Annotated in this window: 14 protein-coding genes, 1 tRNA gene and 2 riboswitches; of the genes, 10 read left to right on the top strand and 5 right to left on the bottom strand. The window is 51.7% G+C overall.

All coding sequences use genetic code 11. The features are described from left to right. Nucleotides 1–62 precede the first annotated feature (62 nt). Nucleotides 63–155: riboswitch (cyclic di-GMP riboswitch) on the bottom strand. A gap of 1,112 nt (nt 156–1,267) precedes the next feature. Beyond that, nucleotides 1,268–2,875, bottom strand: a complete 1,608-nt coding sequence (locus tag NST84_RS02235; protein ID WP_342564044.1) for an alpha/beta hydrolase-fold protein — start codon at nt 2,873–2,875, stop codon at nt 1,268–1,270. 402 nt (nt 2,876–3,277) lie between these two features. Here NST84_RS02235 and nrdI point away from each other — a divergent pair, with 402 nt between their 5' ends. From nrdI to NST84_RS02210, 5 genes are all read left to right on the top strand, one after another. Next, entirely contained in the window at nt 3,278–3,637 is a 360-nt protein-coding gene (nrdI, locus tag NST84_RS02230; RefSeq protein ID WP_042172443.1) for a class Ib ribonucleoside-diphosphate reductase assembly flavoprotein NrdI, read from the top strand. After that, nucleotides 3,624–5,708 (top strand): class 1b ribonucleoside-diphosphate reductase subunit alpha, encoded by a 2,085-nt coding sequence (gene nrdE / locus NST84_RS02225; RefSeq protein WP_342564043.1) that lies wholly within the window; start codon nt 3,624–3,626, stop codon nt 5,706–5,708. The genes nrdI and nrdE overlap by 14 nt, the downstream gene beginning before the upstream one ends. 37 nt (nt 5,709–5,745) lie before the next feature. Then, nucleotides 5,746–6,705 (top strand): class 1b ribonucleoside-diphosphate reductase subunit beta, encoded by a 960-nt coding sequence (nrdF, locus tag NST84_RS02220; RefSeq protein ID WP_342564042.1) that lies wholly within the window; start codon nt 5,746–5,748, stop codon nt 6,703–6,705. 218 nt (nt 6,706–6,923) lie between these two features. After that, on the top strand, nt 6,924–7,121 hold the full coding sequence (locus NST84_RS02215) for a DUF6199 family natural product biosynthesis protein (RefSeq protein WP_342564041.1): 198 nt from the start codon (nt 6,924–6,926) through the stop codon (nt 7,119–7,121). A gap of 156 nt (nt 7,122–7,277) precedes the next feature. Continuing rightward, entirely contained in the window at nt 7,278–7,496 is a 219-nt protein-coding gene (locus NST84_RS02210; protein ID WP_342566329.1) for a YuzF family protein, read from the top strand. Nucleotides 7,497–7,550: 54 nt separating this feature from the next. Here the strand turns inward: NST84_RS02210 and NST84_RS02205 are convergent, their stop codons facing one another. Then, nucleotides 7,551–8,978, bottom strand: a complete 1,428-nt coding sequence (locus NST84_RS02205; RefSeq protein ID WP_342564040.1) for an MDR family MFS transporter — start codon at nt 8,976–8,978, stop codon at nt 7,551–7,553. A 261-nt stretch (nt 8,979–9,239) separates the two neighbouring features. Here NST84_RS02205 and NST84_RS02200 point away from each other — a divergent pair, with 261 nt between their 5' ends. Together NST84_RS02200 and NST84_RS02195 are read left to right on the top strand one after the other, a co-directional pair. Then, nucleotides 9,240–9,650, top strand: a complete 411-nt coding sequence (locus NST84_RS02200) for a TetR-like C-terminal domain-containing protein (protein WP_342564039.1) — start codon at nt 9,240–9,242, stop codon at nt 9,648–9,650. A gap of 53 nt (nt 9,651–9,703) precedes the next feature. Further along, a complete protein-coding gene (locus NST84_RS02195; protein WP_342564038.1) occupies nt 9,704–10,702 on the top strand; it encodes a VanZ family protein in 999 nt (332 codons plus the stop codon). Between the two features lie 99 nt (nt 10,703–10,801). On the opposite strand, the gene NST84_RS02190 is transcribed toward NST84_RS02195, so the two are convergent. Then, nucleotides 10,802–10,873 (bottom strand) — tRNA-Thr (locus tag NST84_RS02190). A 92-nt stretch (nt 10,874–10,965) separates the two neighbouring features. After that, nucleotides 10,966–11,268 (bottom strand): MTH1187 family thiamine-binding protein, encoded by a 303-nt coding sequence (locus NST84_RS02185; RefSeq protein ID WP_342564037.1) that lies wholly within the window; start codon nt 11,266–11,268, stop codon nt 10,966–10,968. A gap of 357 nt (nt 11,269–11,625) precedes the next feature. After that, a riboswitch (cobalamin riboswitch) is annotated at nt 11,626–11,855 on the top strand. Between the two features lie 279 nt (nt 11,856–12,134). On the opposite strand from NST84_RS02185, the gene NST84_RS02180 reads away from it, so the two are divergent. Together NST84_RS02180 and nrdG are read left to right on the top strand one after the other, a co-directional pair. Continuing rightward, nucleotides 12,135–14,120, top strand: coding sequence for an anaerobic ribonucleoside triphosphate reductase (locus NST84_RS02180; protein ID WP_342564036.1), 1,986 nt, complete (start codon nt 12,135–12,137; stop codon nt 14,118–14,120). Continuing rightward, on the top strand, nt 14,117–14,632 hold the full coding sequence (nrdG, locus tag NST84_RS02175) for an anaerobic ribonucleoside-triphosphate reductase activating protein (protein ID WP_342564035.1): 516 nt from the start codon (nt 14,117–14,119) through the stop codon (nt 14,630–14,632). Before NST84_RS02180 ends, nrdG begins: the two co-directional genes overlap by 4 nt. A gap of 201 nt (nt 14,633–14,833) precedes the next feature. Here nrdG and ssuE read toward each other — a convergent pair whose 3' ends face one another. Then, the gene (gene ssuE, locus NST84_RS02170; protein ID WP_342564034.1) at nt 14,834–15,385 is read right to left on the bottom strand and encodes an NADPH-dependent FMN reductase; all 552 of its coding nucleotides are present in this window, start codon (nt 15,383–15,385) and stop codon (nt 14,834–14,836) included. 433 nt (nt 15,386–15,818) lie between these two features. Here ssuE and serS point away from each other — a divergent pair, with 433 nt between their 5' ends. Then, nucleotides 15,819–17,105, top strand: coding sequence for a serine--tRNA ligase (gene serS, locus NST84_RS02165; protein ID WP_342564033.1), 1,287 nt, complete (start codon nt 15,819–15,821; stop codon nt 17,103–17,105). Nucleotides 17,106–17,381: the final 276 nt, after the last annotated feature.

The following is a 17,381-nucleotide window of genomic DNA, read 5'->3' as shown; positions in this document are numbered from 1 at the left end:
AAGCTTGGCTACAGCAGCACCCCGCCTGAAAACAACAAAAAAGCCGCCAGGAAGACAAGCTTCACGGCGGCCGGACGATCATAGCGCTCTTCTCCCGAGGCTGTAGACTCCTGGCTTTGCGTCCCGCACTTTCATGCGGTTTGCGATTATACATGAGAAAGTATGTAATTTAAATTGTAATAACTAGTCTATGACATTTGTTACTTTAGCACTAAACTCAGTGTATTCCCTGATCCTCTATATTGTCAATCTATTCCTTATAATAATTTGGCAATAATATTAGAATTTTCTGGGAAAATGGCCTGTATGGAAGATTCTCAGTAACAAACCTATATAACTCTATCTATTATCAAAGTAATCCTCTTTTATACTCCGGAATACTCTCTTTTTTTATTTTAAATTTAATATATTCAAAATGTTTAATTCTAGTAGAATTGAACTACTAGTACCGCCTTAGATATTATACTCAACAGCCAAGTAAAAAAGACTGCCGCAGATAACCTGCTGACCGTCTTGCACCTTGTATTTTAGAGCAGCTGCAGCCAGCCGATCATTGACATCCAAAGCGGGATACTTAAAACCAGACCAAACAACAGACCGCGGCGGAGACTTCCTTCGTGATTCATCATCATGCTCCTTTTCAGCAGGTTTATTCTTATCTTCAGTATTTCAAATTCAATATAAAACAATTCTAAACATTTTATTGTGAAAAATATCACACCATTGATGATTTTTGTTAATTTTGTGCAGCAAAAAGGCCTTGTCATGGGAGTTGACAAGACCTGCAGGGTACCATATAACACTGGGGGGTGTTTGGTAGTTCTAATATAAAGGATCAACCTGAAAATCAGCTGATAGACACCTGAAAATTACATTAAAATAGTCCAGCAGCCTAAAGTGCCAAGCACAACAACCAGCGCTACAGGATAAAGGATTCTCCGGCTCACCTTATCTCTGAAGGTGAAAAATAAACACAGCATACAAAGCCACGCAATAAGGAGACTGCCCATTTCCTTTGCATACACTCCTTCCTGATTCCTGTTCTATAATTAAAAGATACCCGCGGGATAACAGATACATACCACTATACCAGTACAAATTTTGTCCTATATATAGAAGAAAAAAAAGCGGAACCCGGTACAATTCGGATTCCGCGCTGCATCAATTGTGTGATTCTAGCCTACGTCTGCATGAATCCGGAATTCTGCTCCCTTACTAATATAAAGCAAACCCGGGTCCAGTTCAAATGAAACTGATTCCCAGCAGCTCAAATACAGAGCTCCGCTCCCTCTGCCGCAAAAACAAAGCGCAGCATCGGACTGAACAACGGCTGCAGTACAGACATATGGCCTTCACCCTGGATTTCATTATAGGACAGCCGGCTGAGCCCGCTGCCGGTATATGGGACCAGGCGCTCATAGAATGTCCTGGCATCCTCCAGCATGCCACCCTCCTCCGAGCCGATGCCGATCATCAGGGAGCATTCGAGCTCCCCGCTGCGCAGCTTCTCCTCCAGCTCAGGCAGCAGATCAAAGAGCACCCGCCCCTTCCACCAGAGGGACGGACTGCCGGCGATATAGGTACTGAACAGCCCGCTGCGGCGGATCATCGTATACAGGGTAAAGAAGCCGCCCAGCGAATGCCCGAACAGCGCCGCCCGGGAGTGATCCACGCTGTATCTGCGTCCGATCAGCGGCATCAGCTCGAGCTCGATGAAATCGAGAAAGGCATCCGCCCCGCCGTTCACCGGCCAGGGCGAGCCGTCGGGACGCAGCCCGGGCTGCACATCCGCCACGGTCAGGTCCCTGAAGCGCCGCTCAGCCACAAACGGCCCGTCTGCCGGATAACCGATGGATACCACCAGACCGGACGGAAGCCCCCGCGGATGCCGGGTCTGCAGCCGCATCGCATCATTCAGCGAAGCGAAATAGGCGTTGCCGTCGACCGTGTACAGCACCGGGTAGCCTTCCGGCGGCGGAGGCTTCAGCGGAAGGTGGACAAAGACCCGGTAGGTCAGGCCATTGTACAGCGAGGTCATGTCCCATACCTCGGTTCCAGGCAGCAGGCAGGCGCCGACCTGCGACATCATCTCAGTTTCCGCACCAGGCCGCTGCACCACCTCCCCTGTCTGCTGTTCATCAGCTGCCCCGTACAGCCACTGCAGCGCTTCAGGAAACCGCGCAGACATAGAGACAAGGTCATGGGCCGCCCCGTCGGTAAGCGAGAGCCGCAGCCGCTGCTCATCGGCCAGCTGGCTCCGCAGGTTACGGTACAGCTGCAGTGTGCTGGTTACAGCGTGCCTCTGTATATTCTGCTTATATACCCCTTCACGGTTACCTACAGACAGGTATAGCTTCTGTCCTGCATCCGGCAGCGGGTTAGCTTCCGTAAAACCAAGCATCCCCTCATACCAGATGGAGGGGGACAGCATGCCGAACCGCCCGAAGGCATCCGGGCGGCGGTAAGCTGCCAGCAGTGTCACCAGGCCGCCCAGCGAATAGCCGGCCAGCCCGGTGGATTCCGGCTCCGGAGCCGTCCGCAGGACGGAATCAATGTAAGGCTTGATGCCGTCAGCGATTTCATCGAGATAGGCAGGCCCGCGGCCGCCGAAATCCGGCCTTCCTTCGGTTGCAGCAGACTCAGGCCAGGGTGTATAATCATCATTTCGGGAAGAGCTGCTGATGCCGGTGACAATCAGCTCGGTGAGCAGCCCCTCGCGGAACAGCCTGTACATATAGTTTAAGTTATTCATCATCAGCGCAGCTCCGTCATGCAGGTACACAACAGGATAACGCTTTTGGGATAATGCATAGGAAGGAGGCAGGAATACCGTCAGCCGGCGTCCCTGCCAGTCCAATTCTTGTACTTCAAACATCGGGCCTTCATCCTCTCACCTTTATCTCTGGCGTTGTTTCTTTCGTTATTATGAAAGCTTTTGGAGATTTGTACCATAGACGGAGAACGGATCGGGCATGGATTTTTGGGGACCGGATGCGTGAAGGCACTTTTTGCCGGCAGCTCAGACTCTATTAAAAATAATAGAATAAAATTTTAGAGATCAGATTGCAGACGGGGCCTGGCCTTACCGTTTCTGAAGGGCTTTCAGGAGGGCAAAGAGGTCCTTTTGTTCGCTTGACTTTTCAACATATGGTAGTAAAATGATTGAAGTCACCTAAATGTAGTGTATATAGTAGTTAAACTCATATACCTAGCGGAATACCCGAGTACGGTTAGTAAAGTATAAATAGAACCATTGTTATAGGAGGTTAGAGTGACTATGCTGATTGCTTACGATTCCAAAACCGGCAATGTCAGACGGTTTATCAACAAGCTGAAGCTGCCTGCTGTACAAATCGAAGAGCATATGACGATCGACGAGCCTTACGTGCTTGTTACATACACCACCGGATTTGGGCAGATTCCCGAGAAGGTGTCTTCTTTTTTGGAGAAGAACCATTCCAGGCTGAAAGGCATTGCCGCGAGCGGCAATAAAAACTGGGGTGAGCTGTACGCGCACAGCGCAGACCTGATTGCAGAACGCTATAATGTGCCGGTAGTCGGCAAGTTTGAGCTGTCAGGTACTTTTGGCGATGTGGAGCGAATTAAACAGGAGGTGAACCGGGTTGCGGCATATTGAATTGAATAACATGTTGATGAAGAGAGACGAGACCGGATTTTTCCAGCTCGATAAAGACCAGGAGGCCGTAGCGGAGTTCATGCGTGATGTGGAGCGCCGCAGCTTGACCTTTACAAGCACTAAAGCCAAGATTGATTATATGATCGCCAACGATTATTACGAAGACCTGTATGACCGTTACAGCGCAGCTGAAATGGAGGATGTCTACCGGATCGCCCATGAATATGATTTCCGTTTCCCTTCCTATATGGCGGCTTCCAAGTTCTATACAGACTATGCCGTCAAAACCAATGACCGCAAGCAGTACCTCGAGCATTATCCGGACCGCGTAGCGGTAGTAGCCCTGCACCTGGGACGCGGAAACGTTGAAACTGCCCGCACACTGGCCCGTTCCATGATGGAGCAGCGCCTGCAGCCGGCCACACCAACCTTCCTCAATGCCGGAAAAAGCCGCCGCGGCGAGATGGTTTCCTGCTTCCTGCTGGAGATGGACGACTCGCTCAACTCGATCAACTATGTGCTGAACACCTGCATGCAGCTGTCCAAAATCGGCGGCGGCGTTGCTGTCAATCTGTCCAAGCTGCGCGCGCGCGGCGAGACCATCAAAGGTGTTGAAGATGCTGCCAAAGGCATCATGCCTGTCCTGAAGCTGATGGAAGACGGCTTCTCCTATGCTGACCAGATGGGCCAGCGCAAGGGTTCCGGTGCCGCTTACTATAATATATTCGGCTGGGACGTGCTTGAATTCCTGGACAGCAAAAAAATTAACGCCGACGAGCGGACACGCCTGAAGACGTTGTCCATCGGTCTGATCGTGCCGAACCGCTTCTACAAGCTGGCACAGGATAATCAGCCGCTGCATGTATTTGCACCTTATACTGTTTTCCAGGCATACGGCACTCATCTGGACGACATGGATCTCGACGAAATGTACGACACCCTGCTCGCTGATCCGCGCGTGAAGAAAAAAGTCGCCATGAGCGCACGCGAAATGCTGACGAAAATTGCCATGATCCAGCTCGAATCGGGCTATCCATATATTATGAACAAGAGCAATGCCAATAAGGCTCATGCCCTGAAGAATGTCGGCCAGGTCAAAATGTCCAACCTTTGCACCGAGATTTTCCAGCTGCAGGAGACTTCCGAGATTAACGACTACGGCCAGGAAGATGCGATCCGCCGCGATATCAGCTGCAATCTGGCTTCCCTGAACATCGTGAACGTGATGCAGCACGGCAAAATCCGCGAATCCGTTCATGAGGGCATGCTTGCCCTGACAGCTGTCAGCGATATGACCAGCATTTCCAATGCTCCGGGCGTAGCTAAAGCGAACAAAGAGATGCACTCTGTCGGCCTTGGCGTAATGAACCTGCACGGTTTCCTGGCTAAGAACAAGATTGCTTATGAAAGTGAGCAGGCCCGCGACTTTGCCCGCACGTTCTTCATGACCATGAACTACCACTCGATTGAAAAGAGTATGGAAATTGCTGCTGAAACCGGCGAAACCTTCTACGGATATGCTGAGTCTGATTACGCGACTGGGGTTTATTTTGACCGTTACGTATCTATTAATTACCAGCCGGTAACGGCCAGAGTGCAGGAGCTGTTCGCAGGCATCTACATTCCTACTCAGGAAGACTGGGAGCAGCTGCGCGAAGCTGTTAAGAAAAACGGCCTGTACCATGCCTACCGTCTGGCGATTGCACCGACTGCGAGCATTTCATATATTCAGAATGCTACATCCAGCGTAATGCCGATTGTAGAGCAGATCGAGACCCGTACCTATGCTAACTCGACCACCTATTATCCGATGCCTTATCTGCAGCCTGACAATGTGTTCTTTTATAAATCCGCTTATCAGATGGACCAGTTCAAGGTGATTGATCTGATTGCGGAAATCCAGCCCCATATCGACCAGGGTATCTCGACCGTCCTGCACGTGAACAGTGATGTAACAACCCGGGAGCTGGCCCGCTGCTACCTGTATGCGGCACACAAAGGCCTGAAGTCGCTGTATTACACACGCACCAAAAAGCTGTCCGTCGAGGAATGCCTGACCTGCTCGATTTAAAGGGCTGTACGGCTACAGAAAGGGAGATTAGACCATTATGAGCGCAATTCAAGCCGTGAACTGGAACCGTCCTGACGACGACTTCTCGCTGATGTTCTGGAACCAGAATATTATGCAGTTCTGGACCGACGACGAAATTCCATTATCCGATGACAAAATGTCCTGGCTGACGCTGAGCGACATTGAAAAGGACTCTTATATGAAGGTGCTGGGCGGGCTTACCCTGCTCGACACCGTGCAAGGCGGCGTAGGGATGCCGCAGATTATGGAGCATGTAGACGGCTTGCAGCGCAAGGCGGTCCTCGGCTTCATGGGAATGATGGAGCAGATTCATGCGAAGTCTTACAGCAGTATTTTTACGACGCTGGCTTCCACTGAGGAGATCGACGGCATCTTCCGCTGGGTGGAGGACAACACGTTCCTGCAGTTCAAGGCCCAGACCATTTCCGAGTATTACAAAAAAATTGAGACTCCCAAGGATCTCTATCTGGCGATGGCGGCTTCCGTCCTGCTGGAGAGCTATCTGTTCTACAGCGGCTTCTTCTACCCGCTCTACCTGGCCGGCCAGGGCAAAATGACCTGCAGCGGCGAGATCATCGACCTGATCCTGCGCGACGAGAGCATCCACGGCGTTTATGTCGGCGTGCTGGCACAGGAGATTTTCGAGGAGCTGTCCGAGGACGACCAGCGTGACGTGTACCAGACCCTCGTTGGGCTGCTGCGTCTGCTGCATGCCAACGAGGAGCAATACACCGAGCAGATTTACGCGCCAATCGGACTTGTAGAGGAAGTGAAGACTTTCCTGCGCTACAATGCCAACAAGGCGATGATGAACCTCGGCCACGACCCGCTTTTTGGCGAGGAAGAGATCAACCCGATCGTCCAGAACGGGATCAGCACCCACACCAAGCAGCATGACTTTTTCTCCAAAAAAGGCAACGGCTACGTCCGTGCGCTGAACGTGGAGCCGCTGCGTGATGAGGACTTTAGTTTCTAAGCAGCAATAAGCACGAAATAACACAAGCTATGCATAGAAAAAGGGGCGTCGCCGCCCCTTAGGCCGCCGGGGATTCCCGGCGGTTTTTTTATTGTGTGGAACTCCACATGTTCACCTAAAATTTAAATGGAAAATCGCCATCTAATTTATCAATAACCCCCACGATATGCAACTTCTTAATCACAGGCTGCGTAAGATGACTAAAGGAGTTGGTAAAAATGGTGATCTTCGCTACTCTTTTCGTGCTAATTGCGGTACTGAATATTTTCTTTCCAGCTGCAGGCTGGTACATGCGTTATGGCTGGATGGTAAAAGGTGATTCCGAGCCCAGTGATGCCTATCTCATGATGAGCAGAATCAGCAGTGTTATCGTACTAATTATCTTTTTATTATTCTTTTTACCAGCATTTTTTTAAAATAAATAAGAGGCTGGAAGGTATTCTCTTGTCGTATTCGTGTCATAACGTTTAGGACTGCTCCCAAATGGGCCCTCGCCCAGCTCTTTCGTTGGGCTTCTGCATAGGATGAGGCATAACCAATTGGGAGGTAAAACCTTGAATAATTATCAGCCAATGTACACAATGCCACATGCTATCACTGTCTATCCTGTTGATCCATATGTCGTTGAAACCTTAATGTCCGTAAGGGGTAAGCAGGTGGTTCTGGAAACTACCCGCGGCGGAATCAGCGGTTGTGTGATGGATGTTAAGCCAGATCACGTTGTACTGGATACTAGAGGCAGAAAATTCTTTGTACGCATTTGTGAGATTGTTTGGATCATGCCGGAATAAATTTCTTGAATGAGCTGCTTCGGCAGCTCTTTTTCTTTTCTTTATAACCGAATACTACGAATGACGTTTCGACCCCAGCCGCAGACTGAATAATGCTCCAGACAAAGCAATGCAAGCCGCTAACAGGAAGGTATCGGAGTACCCTTTCATTTCTGCCAATGCTGCACTACCGCCTGCCATCGTTATCCGCGCGTTAGCCCGGAATGCCAGGAAGTTGCTCAAGCCAGCAATTGCAATAGGGATTACCAGGTTGGAGCTTGCTGAGGTTAAAGGTGTAACACGGCTGATTAGCTCCGAAGGAGCGGATTGCAGAATATAGGTATTCAGAGACATCATGCATAGCCCCATTCCAATTCCGAGCAGCCCCACCATTCCCCCAATCATTCCTCCTCCTACGTTCTGGCCTAACTGTGAAAGCAGTAATAACACCAGGGATATCGTCCCTAAACCCAAACCGGCAAGCGGGCGTATACCCACCTTATCAAAAAGCCTTCCGCCAACCGGCATAAGCAGTCCGGACGTGACGGCCAGCATACTCATGACCAGACCTGCCTGAAACGGGCTATATCCTTTAAAATGCTGAAGGTACTGCGGGATAAATACCAGAGACCCGTTTAGAGCCGCATATTGAATCCAGCTTACAAATATCCCTCTCCGAAAGCTAACTTCTCTGAATGCCTGCAGAGCCAGAATGGGCTGCGGATGCCTCGTCTCATGAAACCACAGCCAGATTAGCAATAGGACACTCACTGCCCTCAATAACCAAAGAAACCATTGGGAGCCATCCACATTCATGCTTAAAGCGAGTAAAACAAAGGCTACAGGAGCCAGAAAAAAGCCGACCACATCTAACGTTTGCTTATTATAAGCGGATCGGACCGACCGTAGTACATTCGCCTTTAGCAAATAACGTATCCCTAAATAAACAGTAAGTACTCCTAAAGGAAGATTGATGAGAAAAATCCATTGCCAGCCTATTGATTCTAACAGCCAGCCGGATAGAACCGGTCCGGAGGCCGGTGCCAGCAGCATCGGGATACCCAGCATCCCCATGACCTGACCTTTCTTATTCTCCGGTGCTAGGCGGAATATCATAGCCATTCCTATCGGCTGAACCATTCCCCCACCAAGCCCTTGAAGGATCCGGCAGACCGTTAACTGCAAGGAATTCTGGGCCAGCGCACATAGCAAGGATCCGGCAACAAACATGATAATGGTTATAATGTACGCTTTTGCAGAACCCAGCCTGTCCGAGAACCAGCCAGCCAGCGGAATCGTAACCGACATGGCTAACATATAACCCGTAATTACCCACTGTAAGGTGCTAAAGGAAACTCCAAAATCCTTAGACAAGCTGGGGATGGCTACGTTCATTGCGGTGCTGTCTATCATCACCATCATCATTCCGGGAATAATAGCCATAAGGGTAAGGATGAACGACCTCCGCTGAGACACCTCATTCTGTTTGTCCTGACTATTCATATCAGCTCTCCTTTTACTAAACAGCGTGTTGATTAACGTTCACCCGCTGATTATAATCAGAACAACACAAAAGTCGATGATCATAAATCATCGTTATGTTCATTAATCAACGGTAAGCTGCAGAATGATCAGTAAAGATACTATTTTATTCAGGAGAGGAACCCGCAGTGAACGAAAAAACAGACCGCCGGATTAAACAGGGGAACCTTTTATCTGCACTATCAGGACATTCATGATTTCTATGAGCAGTATAAAAATGAGGTGCTGGAGCAGTTCAACAGCATTATTAAGAAGCTTGGAACCGTACGGGAAGCCAGCGGGCCCTTTATTGATCCGCCCTCAGGTTATGTACGCCCATTCGAGTATGTCCTTGAGCAAAAGCATTTTTTCAAAAGATTGCTGGGCTTTGGAGGCGACACTAATCTTTCCCTTCAAATGACAGAGCTGATCAATCAGCAGTTAATTAATGCCTACCTCATAAATCATCAACAGATTACATCTGCAGATATTCCTGTCAAACATCAATATTTATTTGCGTATCTTTCTTCCGCCTATGTGGGGACCATGCAGTTCTGGATTCAAAGGGATTTTGACTTATCTCCGGCGGAGATGGCTATTTTGTTCTCACAGATTTCGAGACTGGGATCGGCGCATATAACAATTCCTGTGTAATACCGGGTTCCTGCAAGGACACTAAATTTAGCTATAAGGAGAGGTCGTATATCATGCTTCAAGGGACGAGGACCGCCGCTTGGATCGGGTTCGGGCTGTATACAGGCCTTACTCTATTTTTCTTATTCGTTGGCTTCAGCCGGTCATCGGCTCTGCCAGAGACGGGCTTGCGGTATCATTTGGTATTTGACGGTATTCCACTGAGGTTTCCGGGCGATGGTTTTTCGAATCTTTGGTTATTCAACCTGGGTAACTATCTGGCATTTGTACCGTTTGGACTGGCGGTTCCGCTGCTGATCCGCTGCCGGTTCCTGCCGTTCCTCTTAGTCTTCCTAGCAGCGATTACCGGGGTTGAGCTGATCCAGATGGTGACCCATTTGGGCGCGTTTGATATTAACGATATTGTCATTAATACGCTGGGTGCCAGTGTCGGCTATGGCGCCCAGCGGCTGGTCCGCCGCGATCGTACGTCGCCAAGAGGTTTACTCAAGCTGCTGTTCTCCGGAGCAGTATTGACATTGGCCGTTTACTCCGGCGTGAGCGGTCTTAATCATTATCTTGATAATGGCCGCGGTGAGATCATGGCGCTGGACCAGCTCCCCCTTGAGCATGGCGAAGTGAGGTGGGAACCAAGACTCACCGGTTTCACTGCAGCGCAGGAGCGGATCGAACCGGCGGTCAATCTATACAGCCGTGATAATCCGAGAAGCCACGAGTTCTCACTGCGCCTTGATGGACGGTTCAAAGAGCTTTCCGGTAATCTGGCCGTCCCTGACGACGTTATAAATGCGGCGAGCAGCGGCAGCAGCCGTGTCATTATCAGCTCCGACGGAGAAGAGATTTACTCCATGGATATCAATATCGTACCGGGCGAGAATCAGCCGCTATCCTTCCGTGTGCCGCTTGAAGGCAAGCAGGAGCTGACGATTACTGTCTTTAACGATACTGCCGACCCTCGAACCAATGCGGTATTCTGGGATGTCACGCTTATTGAAGCCAATGCCGGCCAAAAGCTGGCGGCACGAATTCATCGGTTGCTGGGCGGGGGATAGCGCGGCTTTACTCGGGCAAGGGCAGAAGGATGGTAGAAAACAGAAAAAGACGCGGCCCCGAAACCCCCGGAAACCGCGCCATAATTGAATTTGTAAACATGCTGGTGAAGGGAATTGAACCCCCGGCCTACGCATTACGAGTGCGTTGCTCTACCCCTGAGCTACACCAGCCTGAAGCTTGGGATACCCGTCATAAACAAAAACATTATACAACTTTTGGCGAAAATCGCCAAGTCCCTTTTATCCTGCCACCAGCCCTTCTCTTACTGCAGCTTCCGTTTGACCGACTGCAGCTTGCTACGGCTCGTGGACGGCTTGTCACGGCGGTCATCGATTTTGAGTGAAGTAGATACGCGCTGTGCTCCTCCATTGAACGGAGACTCGTGCAGTGCCTCTACAGCCGCCAAAATCCTGGATACCGGGCCCTCAATAATCGTTCCCATAGAGGTCAGTTCAAAGGTGATTCCTTCCACCGTCTGCAGCACACGCTGCATATCAGCTACATAACTGCTAAGACTGGTGCTGCCTGTACCGATCGGAATGACTGTAACTTCGCCAATAGCCATCGTTAGATCCCTCCTGACCTAGATTCCTTTAACCTCACTATATTGTAGCAACTCCGCTGCTCCCCCACAAATTTTAGCCACAAAAAGTTCATCATTCTTCTTCTATGCAGAACCTGCAGGATGCATAAGCTCCGCTCTGTAAAACTAGTGTCAGAATCACTAGAGATATGAAGTCTTTGTGGCAGCTTTTCGGACAATTTATGAATCATAACAACCCCGATTTATGCTCAGCCTGTGGATTACCTGTGGACTAGTTGTGGATCACCTGTGAGTAAACGGTCTGAAGCCGCTCCCCGCGCGGGTTTGTAAATAATGGTTTACAAACACAATATATTGGGGTATTTTTATTAACATCAACCAAATATAGTGGAAGCAGGTGCTTTACTCTAGTAAACAGAGTACAAGCTTAATAGGGAAGCGCGGTGCAAAACCGCTGCGGTCCCGCCACTGTAACCGGGTGCCCGCTGTGAGCAATATTTTGCAGGGCACATCCTCCGGCATATGCCACTGAGGGCGGACAAGCCCCCGGGAAGGAGCCGCTGGATGCACCGGAAGCCAGGAGGCCTGCCTGTTTCCGGGCACCGCTATTCACCCCTGCGAGGAACAGGAGAGGTGTCCGCATGCGGCCTGCAGCAGCAGATTCAGCCTTGCCGGATGACCGGCAACACAAGGCTGCCGATACCTGAGGATGATAGGCACTATCGCCTTCAGCTATCGGCTTCTGCACAAGATAAGGTATTTGGAACGCATCCGGGCATTTTCCGCCTCCAAGGCGGGAGATGTCTTTTTACTGGGTATAGAGTGGACAGATTTGAACCATACATTTGCAGGAACGATTAACGATTATCGAGAGGAGAGAGTTACATATGACGCTGCTGGAGAAACGGTACAATAGCGGACAAGCTGCACAGGAGGTACTTCTGGAAGAATTAATACATTTGGGCCGGGATATTATCGAAAGCGCGGATCTTGATCTGCTGCGTGAGAATGCCAACCTGAACGGAGAGAGCTTTTCCGGCAAAATGAGTAAATTCGGCAGTGAGTATTCCAAATGGTATGCCCGCAATTTCACCATGCCGCCGCAGCTCGTACAGGCAACGCTCGATAATGTCGTCTACGTACACGACCTGGATCAATATGCGATCGGAACAACCAACTGCATCTTCATTCCATTTGAACGGCTGCTTCGCGAGGGCTTTAACACCGGCAACGGCAGCGTCCGCCCTCCTAACTCAATTATGACGGCAATGTCGCTGGTGGCGATTATTTTCCAGTCCCAGCAGAATGCCCAATATGGCGGTGTATCGGCCAACAAGCTTGATTTTGACCTAGCACCTTATGTGACCAAATCCTTCGCCAAGCTGTTCCGCAAGGGCCTCGGCTACTTCGAAGAAGGCGAAGCAAGCGAAATCGCCGGTGATATCACGATGAGCCGCAGTGATCTGGCTGAGCAGTATCCGCGCTCCTTCCGTTTCGCCCAGAAAGAAACAGAGAGCGAAACCCTGCAGGCAGCAGAGAGCATGATTCACAACCTGAATACGATGTCCAGCCGTTCGGGCGGACAGATTCCTTTTACAAGCATTAACTATGGTACCTGCACAACTCCGGAAGGACAGCTGGTTATCAGCTCCCTGCTGACTGCAACGATGAACGGCCTTGGCAGCGGGGAAACGCCGGTGTTCCCGATTCAGATTTTCAAATGCAAGCAGGGTGTGAACCAGCAGCAGGGCGATCCGAACTATGAGCTGTTCCTGAAGGCGGCTGAATGCTCGGCCCGCAGACTGTATCCGAACTTTGCAAACCTGGATGCACCGCTCAATCTGCAGTACTATGATCCGTCAAACCCGGATACTGAATTTGCAACAATGGGCTGCCGTACACGGGTGCTCGGTGACCGTTTTGGACGTAATCACTGCTCCGGCAAAGGCAACCTGTCCTTTAACACGCTGAACCTGGTTCGTCTCGGTCTTGCCCACGGCACGATTACAGGACGCCGGCTGGCTGCTGATGAAGAAGGCTTTTATGATGATCTCAACCACTATATGGACATTGCGCTGGAGGGTCTGCTGCACCGGTTCCGGATCCAGGCAGCCCAGAAAGCTAAAGCTTCTGATTTTATGATGCGTGAAGGCGTATGGGAAGGCGGCGAGGCGCTGGCTCCCGAGGACATCGTGGGCGATCTGCTCAAGCACGGCAGTCTGTCCCTCGGCTTCATCGGAATGGCCGAATGCATGAAGGCAATGTACGGCAAGCACCACGGTGAGGATATGGAGGTTCATGGCAAAGCGGTAGCTATCGTGCGCCACATGCGTGAATACTGCGACCGTAAGAGCGAAGAGCTGGATCTGAACATTACGCTGTTTGCTACACCGGCTGAAGGCCTGTCCGGCAAATTCACCAAGGTGGACCGTAAGGTGCTGGGCTCGATCCCGGGCGTAACGGACCGCGAATACTATACGAACTCATTCCATATTCCTGTATATCATGAGCTTGGCGCAGCCCAGAAGATCAGTCTGGAAGCTCCCTTCCATGAGTACTGCAACGCCGGCGCGATCTCTTATGTGGAGCTGAACGGGAATGCACGGAGTAACCCGGCGGCTTTTGTCAAAATCATCAAATACGCGCTGGAGCAGCAGATCAGCTATTTCAGCATTAACCACCCGATTGACCGCTGCTCGGGCTGCGGCTATGAAGGGGTTATCGGCACCAATTGCCCTTCCTGTGGCGTTCATGAGCATGACGTACACATCCGCCGGCTGCGCCGGGTAACCGGATATCTGACCGGCGACTACCAGACCCGCTTCAATGCCGCCAAGCAGGCCGAAGTGAGAGACCGCATCAAGCACCTATGAATATCTGCGGCTACTATCCGGAGTCTATTAATGAAGGAGAAGGCATGCGGGCGGTTATCTTTATCAGCGGCTGCCGCCACCGCTGCCCCGGCTGCTTCAATCCAAAGACCTGGAATTTTAATTTTGGAGAACCATTTACACTGGAGCGGCAGCGCGAGATTATCGCCGAGATGGCCGCGAACCCGCTGCTGGACGGATTGACGCTGGCGGGGGGCGATCCTTTTTTCTCGGCGGATGAGGCCTGCGGCTTCATCCATGAGCTCCGTAGTGTGCTGCCGGACTTCCCGGTCTGGATCTACACCGGCTACACCTACGAGGAGCTGACCGCAGCTCCCGGCTCGCCGGAATGGAACCTGCTGGCGTTGTGCCAGGTGGTAATCGACGGCCGGTTCGTCGAGGAGCTTAAGGACACTACACTCCCTTACCGGGGAAGCAGCAACCAGCGGATTATCAATATACCCGCCAGTCTGGGCCGCGACGAGGTTGTGCATTGGCAGCCCGCGGCGCTGTAGATACGCAAAGATTGCTGCTTGGCCAAGCTCCTGTTTAGAAGAGTTAAATCTAACTCCGTTGAAGCTGGCCGGATTCCCTGCAGATTCACATACTCGTACAAAAAAATAAAAAGCCCGTACCGCCGGATTTCCGGCAATACGGGGCTTTGCTGTTGTTTCTTGCTGTGCTGCATATCTCAGCAGCTTCAATAGATAACGTGACTAAACCGTTTTGCGTGCTGCCTTCGCTGCAGTTTCTTCCGCCAGCTCCTCTAGCACGCTGTTCAGGCGCAGCTTGAGCTCGTCGGCCAGTTCAACGACACCCTGGTCGTTACGCACAGCCTGCGAGTCGACAGCATACACGCCGCCCAGAATGTGCCGTGCACCCAGCACAGACAATACAGGCTTCAGCGAGTAGTCGATTGCCAGCAGATGCGCCAGACTGCCGCCCATGAAGAGCGGAAGCACGATTTTGCCGGCCAGGCCTTTTTGCGGAATCAGATCGAGGAATGTTTTCAGCACCCCTGTATAAGAAGCCTTATAAACCGGACTAACTACGATTACCGCGTCGGCTTCAGCCACGAGCCCGTTAGCTTTTACAATCGCTTCACTCTCGAACTTGGTATGAATCAAGTCCTCTGCCGGAAGCTCGGCCACATTAATCCGCTCCACTTCAAAACCGCGCCCGCGCAGATCCGCCTCTGCATATTCAATGACCGCGTTAATCCGCGATACCAGGGATGGCGTTCCGTTGATGACAACTATTTTGGCCACATCTGCACCTCTTCCGTTATTGTTTATAAGAGAATATGCCGCTTACCGCGGTCCGAAATATTTTAAATTATTAATAATCCTATCAAAAAGGACGGAATATTGTCAAACCTCAAAATGCGCTTCTAAAAGCCCGTTTTTGATCCTTCTGCTTGCACATGACCGTTTCCTGAGATATAATGAGCGGCAAACCTATATTGCAACCCTGCCAATGACCGGCATCCAACCGTGAGGCGTCTGCGACCGGAGCAGTTTCTTGTTCCCTAAGTTCACCGGGTTTCGCCCGTTACCGCGAAGACCAAAGAGGACCGAACCTCCTGCAAGCCTGTATTTCCGCAAGTTCGGTCAACCTGGGTGGCACCGCGAGCTGACGCTCCTCGTCCCATGGATGAGGGCGTTTTTTGTATTTTTTTAAGACAAAAGGAGCGAATGCGGTATGCTGGACATGAACTGGATCAGGGAAAATCAAGAGCTTGTGAGAAATACGGCACTGTGGAAAAGAGTCGATTTCCCGCTGGATGAACTGCTGGAATGGGACGACAAACGGCGGGCGCTGCGCCGCGAAACCGAGCAGCACCGTGCGGAGCGCAACACGCTGACCAAGGAGGTCGAGCGGCTGCTGCGACAGGGCGATCCTGCTGCCGGTGAGCAGGCTAAGGTGCAGGTACGTGCGCTTAATGCCCTGCTCGGCACGCTCGAAGCGGACCTGGCAGAGGCGGAGCGCCGCTGCGGCGAACTGCAGCTGCTCGTCCCCAATCCCGTATCGGCTGACACGCCGATCGGCAGGGACGACAGCGAGAATGTTGAGCTGCGGCGCTGCGGAACGCTGCCGGAGTTCAGCTTCGCCCTGCGCGATCATGTGGAGCTTGGCGAGCTGCACGGCATCCTCGACATCCCCCGCGGCGTCAAAGCCGGCGGCCCGCGCAGCTATGTGCTGAAGGGCGCCGGGCTCAATCTCCATCTCGCCGTGCAGCGGCTGGCACTGGATGTACTGGCCGAGCGCGGCTTCACCGCGATGGATGTGCCGGTGATTGTGCGTCCGGAGGCGCTGGAGCGGACGGGATTTTTCCCCGGCGGGCGGGATCAGACCTACGAGCTGAACGGCGAAAACCGCTGGCTGGCCGGCACATCGGAGGTATCGCTGGTCTCGCTGTACAGCGATGAGATTGTGGAGCTGGAAGAACCGCTGCGGCTGGCCGGAATGTCGGCCTGCTTCCGCCGCGAGGTCGGCTCGGCGGGACGTGATGTGCGCGGCCTGTACCGGGTGCACCAGTTCTCGAAGATTGAGCAGGTCGTCTTCTGCAGGAACGAGCCGGAAGCCTCGGAGCAGATGCTGCAGGAGATTCTGACCAACGCCGAGCATATTCTGCAGCTGCTGGAGCTGCCTTACCGCATCGTTGCAGTCTGCAGCGGCGACATGTCGTTAAAGACGCATAAGCAATACGATGTGGAGACCTGGATGCCCGGCCGGGATGCATTCGGCGAGACCCACTCGGCCTCGAATCTGCATGACTTCCAGGCCCGGCGCTCGAACATCCGCTACCGTGATGAGCAGGGCCGGCTGCAGTATTGCCACACGCTGAACAACACCGCAGTCGCTACGCCAAGGATTCTCATCCCGCTGCTGGAGAACCACCAGCAGGAGGACGGATCGATCTATATTCCGGTAGCGCTGCGTAAATACATGAACGGCCTGGAGCGGCTTGAAGTACCGCAGGTGTAACAGCCATAGGGCAGCGTGATGAGCTGCCTTACACACTAGCACTAGGATAAGTTGTTCAATAAAAAGCAGCAGAGAGCGTTCACAGGACGCCGCTCTGCTGCTTTTCTGGCTATCTGGTTTTCCTCCTTGCTACCCCTCCCCTTTTGCCCACATAGCTGTACTTTGTACAACTAAAACGGCCGTTTCCCGCTCATTTCTTCCTTTAACTGCACTCTGTACACTTAAAAAGCGATAAAAAGCCCCGTTTGTCTGTTTCGGGCTATTTTAGCTGCACCA

Source organism: Paenibacillus sp. FSL R7-0345, assembly GCF_038595055.1.
Taxonomy (GTDB): Bacteria; Bacillota; Bacilli; order Paenibacillales; family Paenibacillaceae; genus Paenibacillus_AQ.
This window is presented reverse-complemented; position numbering and strand designations above follow the sequence as displayed.

Excerpts from the sequence above, each read along its gene's own strand:
- NST84_RS02235 (WP_342564044.1), bottom strand. The coding sequence starts at position 2,875 with ATGTTTGAAGTACAAGAATTGGACTGGCAGGGACGCCGGCTGACGGTA.
- nrdI (WP_042172443.1), top strand. The coding sequence starts at position 3,278 with ATGCTGATTGCTTACGATTCCAAAACCGGCAATGTCAGACGGTTTATC.
- nrdF (WP_342564042.1), top strand. The coding sequence starts at position 5,746 with ATGAGCGCAATTCAAGCCGTGAACTGGAACCGTCCTGACGACGACTTC.
- NST84_RS02215 (WP_342564041.1), top strand. The coding sequence starts at position 6,924 with ATGGTGATCTTCGCTACTCTTTTCGTGCTAATTGCGGTACTGAATATT.
- NST84_RS02210 (WP_342566329.1), top strand. The coding sequence starts at position 7,278 with ATGTACACAATGCCACATGCTATCACTGTCTATCCTGTTGATCCATAT.
- NST84_RS02205 (WP_342564040.1), bottom strand. The coding sequence starts at position 8,978 with ATGAATAGTCAGGACAAACAGAATGAGGTGTCTCAGCGGAGGTCGTTC.
- NST84_RS02195 (WP_342564038.1), top strand. The coding sequence starts at position 9,704 with ATGCTTCAAGGGACGAGGACCGCCGCTTGGATCGGGTTCGGGCTGTAT.
- NST84_RS02185 (WP_342564037.1), bottom strand. The coding sequence starts at position 11,268 with ATGGCTATTGGCGAAGTTACAGTCATTCCGATCGGTACAGGCAGCACC.
- NST84_RS02180 (WP_342564036.1), top strand. The coding sequence starts at position 12,135 with ATGACGCTGCTGGAGAAACGGTACAATAGCGGACAAGCTGCACAGGAG.
- nrdG (WP_342564035.1), top strand. The coding sequence starts at position 14,117 with ATGAATATCTGCGGCTACTATCCGGAGTCTATTAATGAAGGAGAAGGC.
- serS (WP_342564033.1), top strand. The coding sequence starts at position 15,819 with ATGCTGGACATGAACTGGATCAGGGAAAATCAAGAGCTTGTGAGAAAT.